This window comes from Streptomyces sp. LS1784, from assembly GCF_020103755.1.
In the GTDB taxonomy this organism is placed as follows: Bacteria; Actinomycetota; Actinomycetes; order Streptomycetales; family Streptomycetaceae; genus Kitasatospora.
Genome location: NZ_JAHSQD010000204.1, coordinates 1 through 13,155, shown reverse-complemented (window position 1 = coordinate 13,155; position 13,155 = coordinate 1). Strand labels below are relative to the sequence as shown.

Annotated in this window: 13 protein-coding genes, 1 pseudogene and 1 riboswitch; of the genes and pseudogenes, 6 read left to right on the top strand and 8 right to left on the bottom strand. The window is 73.1% G+C overall.

Going from position 1 to position 13,155, the window contains the following annotated elements; translation table 11 throughout:
* The 3 genes from thiE to KS423_RS22760 form a co-directional block, all read right to left on the bottom strand.
* Positions 1-640, bottom strand: a 640-nt coding sequence (thiE, locus tag KS423_RS22770) for a thiamine phosphate synthase (RefSeq protein WP_224281445.1), incomplete at its 3' end; no start/stop codon positions are given.
* Positions 640-1,005, bottom strand: coding sequence for an Rv2175c family DNA-binding protein (locus KS423_RS22765; protein WP_224281444.1), 366 nt, complete (start codon positions 1,003-1,005; stop codon positions 640-642). The genes thiE and KS423_RS22765, both read right to left, overlap by 1 nt.
* Positions 1,006-1,047: 42 nt before the next feature.
* Complete coding sequence (locus tag KS423_RS22760; RefSeq protein WP_224281442.1) at positions 1,048-2,253, bottom strand: NAD(P)/FAD-dependent oxidoreductase; 1,206 nt, start codon at positions 2,251-2,253, stop codon at positions 1,048-1,050.
* 151 nt (positions 2,254-2,404) lie between these two features.
* Positions 2,405-2,517, top strand: a riboswitch (TPP riboswitch).
* A gap of 3 nt (positions 2,518-2,520) precedes the next feature.
* On the opposite strand from KS423_RS22760, the gene thiO reads away from it, so the two are divergent.
* From thiO to pknB, 4 genes are all read left to right on the top strand, one after another.
* Complete coding sequence (gene thiO / locus KS423_RS22755) at positions 2,521-3,696, top strand: glycine oxidase ThiO (RefSeq protein ID WP_224281440.1); 1,176 nt, start codon at positions 2,521-2,523, stop codon at positions 3,694-3,696.
* A complete protein-coding gene (thiS, locus tag KS423_RS22750) occupies positions 3,693-3,917 on the top strand; it encodes a sulfur carrier protein ThiS (RefSeq protein ID WP_224281438.1) in 225 nt (74 codons plus the stop codon). The genes thiO and thiS overlap by 4 nt, the downstream gene beginning before the upstream one ends.
* 3 nt (positions 3,918-3,920) lie before the next feature.
* The gene (locus tag KS423_RS22745; RefSeq protein WP_224281437.1) at positions 3,921-4,718 is read left to right on the top strand and encodes a thiazole synthase; all 798 of its coding nucleotides are present in this window, start codon (positions 3,921-3,923) and stop codon (positions 4,716-4,718) included.
* A 207-nt stretch (positions 4,719-4,925) separates the two neighbouring features.
* Complete coding sequence (gene pknB, locus KS423_RS22740; RefSeq protein WP_224281436.1) at positions 4,926-6,707, top strand: Stk1 family PASTA domain-containing Ser/Thr kinase; 1,782 nt, start codon at positions 4,926-4,928, stop codon at positions 6,705-6,707.
* A gap of 24 nt (positions 6,708-6,731) precedes the next feature.
* On the opposite strand, the gene KS423_RS22735 is transcribed toward pknB, so the two are convergent.
* Complete coding sequence (locus KS423_RS22735) at positions 6,732-7,361, bottom strand: sulfite oxidase-like oxidoreductase (protein ID WP_224281435.1); 630 nt, start codon at positions 7,359-7,361, stop codon at positions 6,732-6,734.
* 265 nt (positions 7,362-7,626) lie between these two features.
* Here KS423_RS22735 and bfr point away from each other — a divergent pair, with 265 nt between their 5' ends.
* Positions 7,627-8,106: a bacterioferritin gene (gene bfr, locus KS423_RS22730; RefSeq protein WP_224281434.1), complete on the top strand. Its 480-nt coding sequence runs from the start codon at positions 7,627-7,629 to the stop codon at positions 8,104-8,106.
* A gap of 4 nt (positions 8,107-8,110) precedes the next feature.
* Here bfr and KS423_RS22725 read toward each other — a convergent pair whose 3' ends face one another.
* Positions 8,111-8,383, bottom strand: a complete 273-nt coding sequence (locus tag KS423_RS22725) for a bacterioferritin-associated ferredoxin (protein ID WP_224281433.1) — start codon at positions 8,381-8,383, stop codon at positions 8,111-8,113.
* A gap of 159 nt (positions 8,384-8,542) precedes the next feature.
* The gene (locus tag KS423_RS22720) at positions 8,543-9,892 is read right to left on the bottom strand and encodes a class II 3-deoxy-7-phosphoheptulonate synthase (RefSeq protein WP_224281432.1); all 1,350 of its coding nucleotides are present in this window, start codon (positions 9,890-9,892) and stop codon (positions 8,543-8,545) included.
* Between the two features lie 282 nt (positions 9,893-10,174).
* Here KS423_RS22720 and KS423_RS22715 point away from each other — a divergent pair.
* Positions 10,175-12,121, top strand: a pseudogene (locus KS423_RS22715) (anthranilate synthase family protein); the annotation flags it as partial.
* 27 nt (positions 12,122-12,148) lie between these two features.
* On the opposite strand, the gene KS423_RS22710 reads toward KS423_RS22715, so the two are convergent.
* Together KS423_RS22710 and KS423_RS22705 are read right to left on the bottom strand one after the other, a co-directional pair.
* Entirely contained in the window at positions 12,149-12,829 is a 681-nt protein-coding gene (locus KS423_RS22710) for a response regulator transcription factor (protein WP_224281431.1), read from the bottom strand.
* Positions 12,829-13,155: sensor histidine kinase (locus KS423_RS22705; protein WP_263455144.1), on the bottom strand; the 327-nt coding region annotated here is incomplete at its 5' end. The genes KS423_RS22705 and KS423_RS22710, both read right to left, overlap by 1 nt.

Genomic DNA, 13,155 nt, shown 5'->3' with positions numbered 1-13,155 from the left:
CGGCGCGCACCCGGCGGGACAGCTCGGCGGCGGCCGCCCGCGGGTCCGCCGCGGCCGTGACGGCCCGCACCACGACGATCCGGCGGGCACCCGCGGCCAGCACCTCGTCCAGGTTGCCGAGGTCGATCCCGCCGATCGCGAACCACGGCCGGTCGGTGGCCTGCTTCGCCGCGTACGAGACCAGGCCGAGGCCCGGGGCCGGGCGGCCCGGCTTGGTCGGGGTCGGCCAGACCGGGCCGGTGCAGAAGTAGTCCACCCCCGGCTCGGCGATCGCCGCGTCCACCTCGGACTCGGCGTGGCAGGAACGGCCGATCAGCACGTCCTCGCCGAGGATCGCCCGGGCGGCCGCCACCGGCAGGTCGTCCTGGCCGAGGTGCAGCACGTCCGGCCGGGCCGCGTGGGCGACGTCGGCGCGGTCGTTGACGGCCAGCAGCTTGCCGTGCCGGCGACAGGCGTCGGCGAAGACCTCCAGGGCCTCCAGCTCCTGCCTGGCCTCCAGGCCCTTGTCCCGCAGCTGGACGATGTCCACCCCGCCCGCCAGCGCCGCGTCCAGGAACTCGGCGAGGTCGCCCTGCTCGCGGCGGGCGTCGGTGCACAGGTACAGCCGGGCGTCGGCGAGCCTGGCGCGCAGGTCCGTCATCACAGCGCCATGGCCTGGGCGCGGCGCTTGACCTCGGTCGCCCGGTTCTCCCACAGCGCCTGCACCGGGGTGCCGGGCAGCGACTCGTCCTCCGTGAACATCCACTCGATGATCTCGTCGTCGGAGAGGCCGCTGTCCCGCAGCACGGTCAGCAGGCCGACCAGGTGCTTGACCGGGCCGGTCTCGTCGATGAAGGCGGCCGGGACCTGCAAGGACTTGTTGGGGCCGCGGCGGACCGCGATCAGGTCACCCTTCTTGACCATGTTGCGGACCTCGGTGACCAGCACACCCCACCGCTCGGAGATGTCGGGCAGGTACAGCCACTCGGGGACCAGGGCTTCAGTCTTGGCATCGATCTCACTCACGGCACCAGACTGCCACCTCGACGGCCCACCGCGCACACGGCCCTACGCCGTGGCCGCCTTCAGCGGCACCGCCGGGTCGGCCGCGCGGGCCGGGTCCAGCGCGGTGCCGCGCTCGATCAGCCTCCGCCCCTGGGTGAGGTCGCGCGGCCGGTCCACGGTCAGCAGCGCGCTCGGCACGCCGTCCCGCAGCCAGAGCACCGACCAGTCGGCGTCCTGCGGGCCCCCGCGCCAGAGCAGCTCGTCGCCCTCGGCGTGCCGGCCGGCGTACTGGACCATCCGCCCGAACTGCTCGGACCAGAAGTACGGCACCGGGTCGTAGGCCGGCGCGTCCGCGCCCAGGACGGCGGCGGCCACCGCCTCGCCGGACTGCAGGGCGTGGTCCCAGTGCTGGACGGCCAGCCGGGCGCCGGACCGGGTCGAGGGGTAGCTGACGCAGTCGCCGGCCGCGAAGACACCGGGCACCGAGGTGCGCAGCCGCCCGTCCACCACGACGGCACCGGCCGCGTCCAGCTCGATCCCGGAGCCGGCCAGCCAGCCCGTCGCGGGACGCGCCCCGATACCGACCACGACCTCGTCGGCGGGCAGGTGCGAGCCGTCCGCCAGCAGCACCGCGCCGGGCTCGACGGCGGCCACACCGACCCCGCAGCGCAGGTCGACCCCGGCCTCGGTGTACCAGGCGGCCATCGCCGAACCGATCTCCGTCGGCAGCGCGCCGGGCAGCGGTGCCGGGCCGGCCTCGACCACGGTCACCTCGCAGCCCGCCGCGCGGGCCGCACCGGACACCTCGGCACCGATCCAGCCCGCACCGACCAGCACCAGCCGCAGCCCGGGGCGCAGCAGCGCGCGCAGCGCCAGGGCGTCGTCCAGGGTGTGCAGCAGGTGCGCCCGCTCGGCGCCGGGCAGGGCACGCGGGACGGCGCCGGTGGCGACCACCAGCGAGCCGTACGCGAGGTCGCCGCCGTCGGTGTGCAGCACGCCGGGGGTGAGGCCGGTGGCCCGGCGGCCGGTGAACAGCTCGATGCCGAGCTGCCCGTAGTCGATGTCCAGGGCGGTGGAGTCGGCCTTGCCGAGCAGCACGTCCTTGGAGAGCGGCGGCCGGTCGTACGGCGCGTGCGGCTCCTCGCCGACCAGCGCGATCCGCCCCTGCCAGCCTCCCTGCCGCAGCTTGAGGGCGGCCTGCGCCCCGGCCAGCCCGGCTCCGACGACGACCACCTGATCCGTTCCGCTCAGCTCTGCCACGCCCGTCACTGTACTCAGCGGCCGGCCGGCAGCTGCGGGCCGTCCGCGCTTCGCGCCGGCCCTCCGACCGTGCGGAGCGCGGAGGCGGGCGCGGGTGGTCTCCTCCCTGGTCCACCCCGCGTACGGGCCTTCGGCCGGGCCGCCCCCCGGCGTTAAGGTGGGGGCACCACACGGGAGCCCGGCGTACCGGGCTGAGAGGCGGGCTGACACGGCCTGCGACCGTCCGAACCTGATCCGGGTCATACCGGCGAAGGGAGAAGAGCAGCCTTGTCACGCTTGCCATCAGGCGCCCGCGCCGACGTGCTGGTGATCGGCGGGGGCATCATCGGCCTCGCCGTCGCCTGGCGCGCCGCCCAGCGCGGGCTGCGGAACGTGATCGTGGTCGACCCCTCCCCCGGCGGCGGCGCGGCCCGGGTCGCGGCCGGAATGCTCGCCCCGGTCACCGAGCTCCAGTACGGCGAGGAGCCGCTGCTGCGCCTCGGCATGGCCTCGAACGAGCGGTACGCGGCCTTCGCCGCCGAGCTCACCGAGGCGAGCGGCGGTCTGGACACCGGCTACCGCCGGTGCGGCACCGTCGCCGTGGCGCTGGACTCCGACGACCGCGAGGAACTGCGCGAACTGCACGCCTTCCACCGGCGGCTCGGCCTGGACTCGACCTGGCTGACCGGCCGGGAGGCCCGCAGGCTGGAGCCGATGCTCGCCCCCGGCGTGCGCGGCGGCCTGCACGTGGCCGAGGACCACCAGGTGGACGGCCGCCGGCTGCTCAAGGCCCTGCTCCTCGCCTGCGAACGCGCCGGGGTCTCGATCCGTCCGGCCGAGGCCGTCGAGCTGCTGGTCGAGAACGGCCGCGCGACCGGCGCCCGGCTGAGCACCCAGGAGACCGTGACCGCCGAGCAGGTCCTCCTCGCGGCCGGCCCGCACAGCCACCGGTTGCCCGGCCTGCCCGAGGGGGCGCTGCCCGCGATCCGCCCGGTGAAGGGGCAGGTGCTGCGCCTCCGGATCCCGGACGCCTACCGGCCGTTCCTCTCCCGCAACGTCCGCGCCGTCGTCCGCGGCCGGCACCTGTACCTGGTGCCGCGCGAGAACGGCGAGCTGGTGGTCGGCGCGACCACCGAGGAACAGGGCTACGACACCACCGTCACCGCCGGCGGGGTGTACGAACTCCTGCGCGACGCCCACGAGTTGGTCCCGGGGATCACCGAACTCCCGCTGCTGGAGACCTCGGCCGGGCTGCGCCCCGGCTCGCCGGACAACGCCCCGCTGCTGGGCCCGACCTCGGTGCCCGGGCTGGTCGCCGCCACCGGCCACTACCGCAACGGCGTGCTGCTCACCCCGGTGACCGCCGACCTGGTCGCCGAGTACCTGGCCACCGGCGAAGTCCCCGAGCCGGCACGGCCGTTCACGCCCCTGCGCTTCTCCCCCGACCGCTCCACGACGAAGGCCTCCGCATGACCGAGACCGCCCTGAACGAGATCGCCCTGACCGTCAACGGCGAGCCCCGCCGGGTGCCCGCCACGACCACCCTCGCCGAGGTGGTGGCCTCCGTCAGCGCCGCCAACACCGGAGTCGCCGCCGCGCTCAACGAGGCCGTGGTGCCCCGTAGTTCGTGGTCCGAGACGCCGCTGAGCAGCGGCGACCGGGTCGAGATCCTCACCGCCGTCCAGGGAGGCTGAGCCATGGCCGAGGACCTTCTCACGATCGCCGGGACGTCCTTCTCCTCCCGGCTCATCATGGGCACCGGCGGCGCGCCCAGCCTGGAGGTCATGGAGCGCGCGCTGCTCGCCTCCGGCACCGAGCTGACCACGGTGGCCATGCGCCGGGTCGACGCCTCCACCCAGGGCTCCGTCCTGGACGTGCTGACCCGCAACGGCATCCGGGTGCTGCCCAACACGGCCGGCTGCTTCACCGCCGGCGAGGCCGTGCTGACCGCCCGGCTGGCCCGCGAGGCGCTCGGCACCGACTGGGTCAAGCTGGAGGTGATCGCCGACGAGCGCACCCTGCTGCCCGACCCGATCGAGCTGCTGGACGCCGCCGAGACGCTGGTCGACGACGGCTTCACCGTCCTGCCCTACACCAACGACGACCCGGTGCTGGCCCGCAAGCTGGAGGACGTCGGCTGCGTGGCCATCATGCCGCTGGGCTCGCCGATCGGTTCGGGCCTGGGCATCCGCAACCCGCACAACTTCCAGCTGATCGTGGAGGGCGCGGGCGTCCCGGTGATCCTGGACGCGGGCGCCGGCACCGCCTCCGACGTGGCGCTGGCGATGGAGCTGGGCTGCGCCGCGGTGATGCTGGCCTCCGCGGTGACCCGGGCTCAGGACCCGGTACTGATGGCCGAGGCGATGCGGCACGCCGCCGAGGCGGGCCGGCTCGCGCACCGGGCCGGCCGCATCCCGCGCCGCTTCCACGCCGAGGCGTCCTCCGCGATGGCCGGCCGGGCCGACCTGGACACCCGGGAGCGGCCGGCGTTCTAGGGACATGACGCGTCACAAGCCGGGCACAGATGGCCCCGGAGGCACTGTCCTCCGGGGCCTTCCGGTCCACACCTCACCTAGACTCGCCGGGTGGACGTGACTCCTCCCCCTCGCAAGCGAGAGGGCTTCTCACTCGGATCCGAAGACCCTCATGACGGCCAAGCCCTGACCGCCGCCCATGGGCAGGTCACCGACGGCGTCCCAGTGGTGCCCACATGGTCAGACCCGCTGATCGGCACCCTGCTCGACAACAGGTACCGGGTCGAGCAGCGCATCGCGACCGGCGGGATGTCCACCGTCTACAAGGGCACCGACACCCGTCTGGACCGGGTGCTCGCACTCAAGGTGATGCACCCCGCGCTGGCCGGCGACGAGGGCTTCACCGCCCGCTTCATCCGCGAGGCCAAGGCGGTCGCCAAGCTCACCCACCCCAACGTGGTCAACGTCTTCGACCAGGGCGCGGACGGCGGCCACGTCTTCCTCGCCATGGAGTACGTGCCCGGCCGCACCCTGCGCGACCTGCTGCGCGACCGCGGCGCGCTCTCCGTCCGGGCCGCGCTGGACGTGCTGGAGCCGGTGCTGGCCGCACTCGGCGCCGCCCACCGGGCCGGGCTGGTCCACCGCGACGTCAAGCCCGAGAACGTGCTGATCACCGAGGGCGGCCTGGTCAAGGTCGCCGACTTCGGCCTGGTCCGGGTGCTCGGCACCGCCGACGGCGCGCCCACCTCGACCACCACCGCCACCGGCGGAACGGTCATGGGCACCGTCTCCTACCTGGCCCCCGAGCAGATACTCCCCGACGCCCCCACCGACCAGCGGGTGGACGTCTACGCGGCCGGCATCCTGCTGTACGAGATGCTCACCGGCCGCCGCCCCCACACCGGGGACAACCCCGTCCAGGTCATGTACAAGCACCTGCACGAGGACGTCCCGGCCCCCTCACTGGTCGCCCCCGCCGTCGGCCCCGGGCTGGACGCGATCGTGGCCGGCGCCTGCGCCCGGTCCGCCGACGCCCGCCCGTACGACGCGGTCGAGCTGCTCGCCGCCCTCCAGCGGGTCCGCCGCACCCTCACCCCGGCCGAGCTGGACGCCGAGCCGCCGGCCTCCACCCGGCCCAGCCCGCGCTACCCGACCAGCGAGCCGACCTCGGTGATCCAGCCTCTGCCGCAGCCCGCCGACGCCCCGCCGACGGAGCGCACCAGCGTGCTGGACATGCCGCCGGAGCTGATGGACGAGCTGCTCGCCGAACCGCGCCCGTACGACGAGCCGACCCCGGTGCACCAGCGCCGGCCGGGCCGGCTGCGCCGCCTCCCCCGCAAGCCGCTGATCTGGACGGCCGCGCTGGCCGCCCTGGTGCTGGCGATCGGCGGCGCCACCTACGGGATCTCCGAGGGGCTGTACGGCTCGGTGCCGGGCGTGCTCGGCAAGGACCGGGCCGAGGCGCAGCGGGTCCTGGACAAGGAGGGCCTGCACGGGAAGTTCGTCGAGGTGTTCAGCGAGTCCGTCCCGTCCGGAGAGGTGATCTCCACCGACCCCGGAGTGGGCGCGCGCACCCGCAAGAGCGACAGCGTCACCGTCACCGTCTCCAAGGGCCCCAAGCGGATCGCGGTGCCGGACCTCGCCGGCAGGAGCGCCGCCGACGCCGCCGCGGCCCTGACCGGGGCCCAGCTGACCAGGGGCAGTGTGACCGAGACCTACAACGACACCGTGGCCGAGGGCTCGGTGATCAGCAGCTCCCCGGCGGCCGGGCAGCTGCTGCAGGAGAACTCCGCGGTCTCGCTGGTGGTCAGCAAGGGCATGGTGCCGGTCCCGAACGTCACCGGAATGAGCAAGGACGAGGCGCAGAAGGCGCTCCAGGCGGCAGGCTTCACCATGCAGACCTCCGGCTGGGACGTGTTCGGCGCGGTCACGTCGTCCGGCCAGAGCCCGGCGGCGGGCGAGCGGCGCCCGCAGCGCAGCGCGGTGACGGTCAAGTTCTCGCTGTTCTAGCCCGTTCCGGCCCTTCGGCCGGTATCAGCGCAGCGGCCCGTCGCCGGGCTCCTCCTGGTAGGAGTAGCGCTGCTCGCGCCAGGGGTCGGCGAGGTTGTGGTAGCCGCGCTCCTCCCAGAAGCCGCGCCGGTCGGCCCGCATGTACTCCACCGCGCGCACCCACTTGGGGCCCTTCCAGGCGTACAGCCGCGGCACCACCAGCCGGACCGGGAAGCCGTGCTCGGCGGTGAGCGCCTCGCCGTTGCGGTGGGTGGCGAGCAGGGTGTGCGGGTCGGCGAAGTCGGCCAGCCGCAGGTTGGCGCTGTAGCCGTACTCGGCCCAGACCATGACGTGGGTGACGCCGGGCGCCGGGGGCACCAGGTCGAGCACCACGGCGGCCGACACGCCCGTCCACTCGTTGCCGAGGACGGAGAACTTCGTCACGCAGTGCAGGTCCGCGACGACGGTGGTGCGCGGCAGGGCGTTGAAGGCCTCGAAGTCCCAGCTGTGCTTCTCCGCCGAGGCGGTGGCGCCGAACACCTGGAGGTCCCAGGTCAGCGGCTTGAAGCGGGGCACCGGCCCGTAGTGCAGGGCGGGCCAGCCGCGCTGCGCGCGCTGTCCCGGGGGGAGCCTCGGGTCAGACGGCGGAAGCGGTTCGTGTTTCGACTGACCCATGGATCCATGGTGACAGACGGCGGACGAGCCACGGTGCGCGCCCCTTTCCGCGGATCCGCGCCCCCGCCCGTACGGGCCAGCGGTCGACCGACCACCAGCACGTTTCATCACGAATCGGATATTCCGACACATGTCCTAGTGAGTGTGAACTTACTGGAATTTCCTCCCAAAGCGGTGCCAGGATGCGCAGCGCAGGACTCAGCACAGGACTCAGCACAGGAATCACCGCACGACACAGGGCAGCACGAGCGCAGGAGGCACCACCATGCAGGGCGATCCCGAGGTCATCGAGTTCCTCAACGAGCAGCTCACCGCCGAGCTGACCGCGATCAACCAGTACTTCCTGCACGCCAAGATGCAGGAGAACTTCGGCTGGACGAAGCTCGCCAAGTACACCCGGCACGAGTCCTTCGACGAGATGAAGCACGCCGAGACGCTCACCGACCGGATCCTGTTCCTGGAGGGACTGCCCAACTACCAGCGGCTGTTCCATGTCCGGATCGGCCAGACGGTCAAGGAGATGTTCGAGGCGGACCGCCAGATCGAGGTCGAGGCGATCGACCGGCTCAAGCGCGGGATCGTGGTGATGCGGGCCAAGAACGACGTCACCTCGGCGAACATCTTCGAGGACATCCTGGCCGACGAGGAGCACCACATCGACTACCTCGACACCCAGCTGGAACTGCTGGAGAAGCTCGGCGAGGCGCTCTACATCGCCCAGGTCATCGAGCAGCCGGAGTCCTGAGGGCTCAGGCCGCCCGCAGCGGGGCCACCGGGGCGGCCTCCGGGGCCGGCGCCGCCGGGGTCTCCGGTTCCGCGAGGCCGAGCTTCGCGGCCAGCCGGGCGGTCGGGCAGGGGCGGGCGCCGTGCTCGCCGAGCAGCGCCTGGATGCGGCGCACGCAGGACCCGCAGTCGGTGCCGGCCTTGCAACCCCTCGCGATCTGGCGCGGGGTGCCGGCACCCCCGTCGATCGCCTTCTTCACCTGGTCCTCGGTGACCGCATGGCACATGCACACGTACATCGCGGTCTCTCCCGGTGCGAGGTGGAGTGGATCTTGACTAAGGCCTGCCTTAGTTCGCTGAGGCTTACCTTACCTGCTGAAAAGGGTACGAAAAAGCCCCTCCGGGCTCGGGAACCCCGAATCCGGAGGGGCCTTCGTCACATCCGACGGGCACCGGGCCTACTGGCCGCGGTACATCTCCGCCACCAGGAACGCCAGGTCCAGCGACTGGCTGCGGTTGAGGCGCGGGTCGCAGGCCGTCTCGTAGCGCTGGTGCAGGTCGTCCACCAGGACCTCGTCGCCGCCGCCGACGCACTCGGTGACGTCGTCACCGGTCAGCTCCACGTGGATGCCGCCCGGGTGGGTGCCGAGCGCGCGGTGCACCTCGAAGAAGCCCTTGACCTCGTCCAGGACGTCGTCGAAGCGGCGGGTCTTGTGCCCGCTGGAGGCCTCGAAGGTGTTGCCGTGCATCGGGTCGCAGATCCACACCGGCTTGGCGCCGGAGGCGGTGACCTTCTCCACCAGGCTGGGCAGGTGGTCGCGGATCTTGCCCGCGCCCATCCGGGTGATGAAGGTCAGGCGGCCGGGCTCGCGCTCCGGGTCCAGCTTCTCGATCAGGGCGAGCGCGTCGTCCACCGAGGTGGTCGGGCCGAGCTTGACGCCGATCGGGTTGCGGATCTTCGAGGCGAACTCGATGTGCGCGTGGTCCAGCTGCCGGGTGCGCTCGCCGATCCACACCATGTGGCCGGAGACGTCGTACAGCTCGCCGGTGCGCGAGTCCACGCGGGTCAGCGCGGTCTCGTAGTCGAGGATCAGCGCCTCGTGCGAGGAGAAGAACTCGACGGCCTTGAACTCCTCCGGCACCACGCCACAGGCGCTCATGAACGCCAGGGCGTTGTCGATCTCCCGGGCGAGCTGCTCGTAGCGCTGGCCGGCCGGCGAGTTGCGGACGAAGTCCTGGTTCCAGGCGTGCACCTGGCGCAGGTCCGCGTAACCACCGGTGGTGAACGCGCGCACCAGGTTGAGCGTGGCGGCGGACGCGTTGTACATCCGCTTCAGGCGCTCCGGGTCCGGGATGCGGGACTCGGGGGTGAACTCGAAGCCGTTCACCGAGTCGCCGCGGTAGACCGGCAGGGTCACGCCGTCGCGGGTCTCGGTCGACTTGGAGCGCGGCTTGGAGTACTGGCCGGCGATGCGGCCGACCTTCACCACCGGCACCGAGGCCGCGTACGTCAGTACAGCGGCCATCTGGAGCAGCGTCTTCAGCTTGTTGCGGATGTGCTCCGCCGAGACACCGTCGAAGGCCTCGGCACAGTCACCACCCTGGAGGAGGAAGGCCTCCCCGCGCGCCACGGCTCCGAGCCGGGCGCGCAGCTGGTCGCACTCGCCGGCGAAGACGAGCGGCGGATACGAGGCGAGCTCGGCAAGGGTCTTGCGCAGAGCCTCTTGGTCCGGCCATTCAGGCTGCTGCGCCGCGGGCAGGGACTGCCAGGAGTGGGCAGCCCTCGATGTCTCAGTCGTAGCGGTCACACCGCCAAGGCTACGGGGTGACGGGAGTGACTCGTGACTATTGCCCGATGGGTGAGACGCATCTCGGACAAAGACGTGATCCCCCTCACGCGCCCCGGCGCATCCGCTACGCTCGGACCATGCACGCGCCCCACACCCACTCCTGGTGGTGGGCCTCCCCCAAGGGTGGCCCACAGATGGCGCGTTCCTAGACGAACACGACGGCCGCCCCTCGGGGCGGCCGTCGGCGTCTGAGCAGACGGCCCTCCGGGAGCGGACCTTGCACCGCCTCTCAGCCAGTCCATCCGGAAGGAAGCCGTTCCCGTGACCACCGCTGTCGACCTGCTCACCCGTATCACCGGCCCCGACGCCCCTGCGTTCGCCCTGCTGCACCGCCGCACCCCCCGGCTCAGCCCGGACACCGTCGAGGTGCTGCTGGGCACCGTCGACAACTACGAGAACCTCGCCGACCTGCCCGTCCGCAGCGGCGCGCCGGCCGGCGGCGGCCCGGTGCACGACCTGCTCGCGCTCGTCCCGTACCGCCAGATCCGCGAGCGCGGCTTCGAAGCGCACGACGACGGCACCCCCCTGCAGGCCCTCTCGGTGACCGCGCAGCACGTCCTTCCGTTGGCCGAATTCACCTCCGCCCTACCGAAGTTGCCGGTCTCACTTGCCGGTGGCGGGTTCGATGTGGACGACGATTCGTACGCGTCGATCGTCCGCCGGGTGATCCGGGACGAGATCGGCAACGGCGAGGGCGCCAACTTCGTGATCCGGCGCGACTTCCACGCCACGCTGGAGGACTTCTCCCCGGAGCTCGCGCTGACGCTGTTCCGCCGGCTGCTGGAGCAGGAGCGCGGCGCGTACTGGACCTTCCTGGTGCACACCGGCGAGCGGGTGCTGGTCGGCGCCTCCCCCGAGGTGCACGTCCGGCAGAGCGGCGGCACCGTCGTGATGAACCCGATCTCCGGCACCTACCGCTACCCGGCCGGCGGCTCCGACCTCGACTCGCTGCTCCAGTTCCTGCACGACCCCAAGGAGCTGGAGGAGCTCACCATGGTCGTGGACGAGGAGCTCAAGATGATGTGCACGGTCGGCGACCTCGGCGGCCAGGTGCTCGGACCCCGGCTCAAGGAGATGGCCCACCTCGCCCACACCGAGTACGAGCTGCGCGGGCGCACCTCGCTGGACGTCCGCGAGGTGCTCCGCGAGACGATGTTCGCCGCGACCGTCACGGGCAGTCCGGTCGAGAACGCCACCCGGGTGATCAAGCGCTACGAGCCCGCCGGGCGCGGCTACTACTCCGGCGCGCTCGCCCTGATCGGCCGCTCCGCCAGCGGCGGGCAGCTGCTGGACTCGCCGATCTGCATCCGCACCGCCGACATCGACCCGGCCACCGGCCGGCTGGTCGTCCGGGTCGGCGCCACCCTGGTGCGCCACTCCGTCCCGGAGTCCGAGGTCGCCGAGACCCACGCCAAGGCCGCCGGGGTGCTCACCGCGATCGGCGCCCGGCCCGCGCCCGCCCGGCTGCCCCACCCGGTCGGCCCCCGGCTCGCCGACGACCACCGGGTGCAGGCCGCCCTGGACTCCCGCCGGGCCGACCTCGCGCCGTTCTGGCTGCGGATGCAGGAGCCGGCCGAGATCACCGAGGCCGAGCCGGCCCTGGTCGTGGACGGCGAGGACACCTTCACCTCGATGCTCTCCCACCTGCTCAGCTCGCTCGGCCACCGGGTGACGGTGGCCCGCTACGACGAGCCGGGGCTGCGCGAGCGGGTCGCGGCGCACCGGGGCGCACTGGTGCTCGGCCCCGGCCCGGGCGACCCGGCGCTCGCGGACGACCCCAAGATGATGCTGCTGCGGCCGATCGTCGCGGACGCGCTGGCCGCCGTCCGCTCCGGCGCCCGCACCTCGCCGCTGCTCGCGGTCTGCCTGAGCCACCAGCTGCTGGCCGCCGAACTCGGGCTTCCGCTCGGCCGCAAGGCCGTCCCGTACCAGGGGGCGCAGGAGCGCATCGACCTGTTCGGCAGCAAGCACACGGTCGGCTTCTACAACACCTTCACCGCGCGCTGCTCGGAGGCGGACGCGGCGCGGCTCGCCGCCGAGGGCATCGAGGTCTCCCGGGACGCCGTCACCGGCGACGTGCACGCGCTGCGCGGACACGGCTTCGCGGGGCTCCAGTTCCACCCGGAGTCGGTGCTCACCCGCGACGGGGTCGGCGTCGTGGCGGGCCTGCTGCGCGAGGCGACGGCCGCGCCGTGGGGCCGGGCCGAAGGACGCTCAGATCCCGTCGTCCAGGCCCTGCTCGATCGCGTACCGGACCAGCTCCACCCGGTTGTGCAGCTGCAGCTTCCCGAGCGTGTTCTGCACGTGGTTCTGCACCGTCCGGTGCGACAGCACCAGGCGGTCGGCGATCTGCCGGTAGGACAACCCCTTGGCCACCAGCCGCAGCACCTCGGTCTCCCGGGCCGTCAGCTGCGGGGCGGCCGGCGCCGAGGCCGGGGCCGGCTCGGCGGCCAGCCGGCGGAACTCGCCGAGCACCAGGCCGGCCAGGCCCGGGGTGAACACCGCGTCGCCGACGGCCGTACGACGCACCGCGTCCAGCAGCTCCTCCCGCCCGGCCGACTTCACCAGGTAGCCGGTCGCACCGGACTTCACCGCCTCCAGCACGTCCTGGTGCTCGCCGCTGGCCGACAGCACCAGCACCCGTACCGCCGGGTCGTGCGCGACCACCCGGCGGCACACCTCGGCGCCGGGCAGACCGGGCAGGTTGAGGTCCAGCACGACCACCTGCGGCGTGCAGGCGCGGGCCCGGCGGACGGCCTCCTCGCCGTCGCCCGCGGTGGCCACCACGTCCAGTCCGGCCTCGACGAGGTCGCGCGAGACCGCATCCCGCCACATCGGGTGGTCGTCCACCACCATCACCCGCACCGGCCGGTCGGTGGTCGGCTGATCGGTCATCAAGAGCCCTTCCTCGGGACGCGCAGTTCGACCTCGACGCCCTCCCCGGGCACCGAGTACAGCTCGGCCGTGCCGCCGAGGTCCAGCAGCCGGCCGCGGATGGACTGGGAGACGCCGAGCCGGCCGGCCTGCTCCGCCTCGCCGAGCCGGCCGGGGGCGAAGCCGGGGCCGTCGTCGCGGATGCTGACCGTGACCGCCTCCGGTTCGTCCTCGACCAGGATCCAGGCCCGGGCCCGCTCCCCCGCGTGCTTGCGCACGTTGTCGACGGCGGCGCCGACCGCCGCCGCGAGCTCGCCCGCCGCCGGGCCGGGCAGCACCACCGGGGT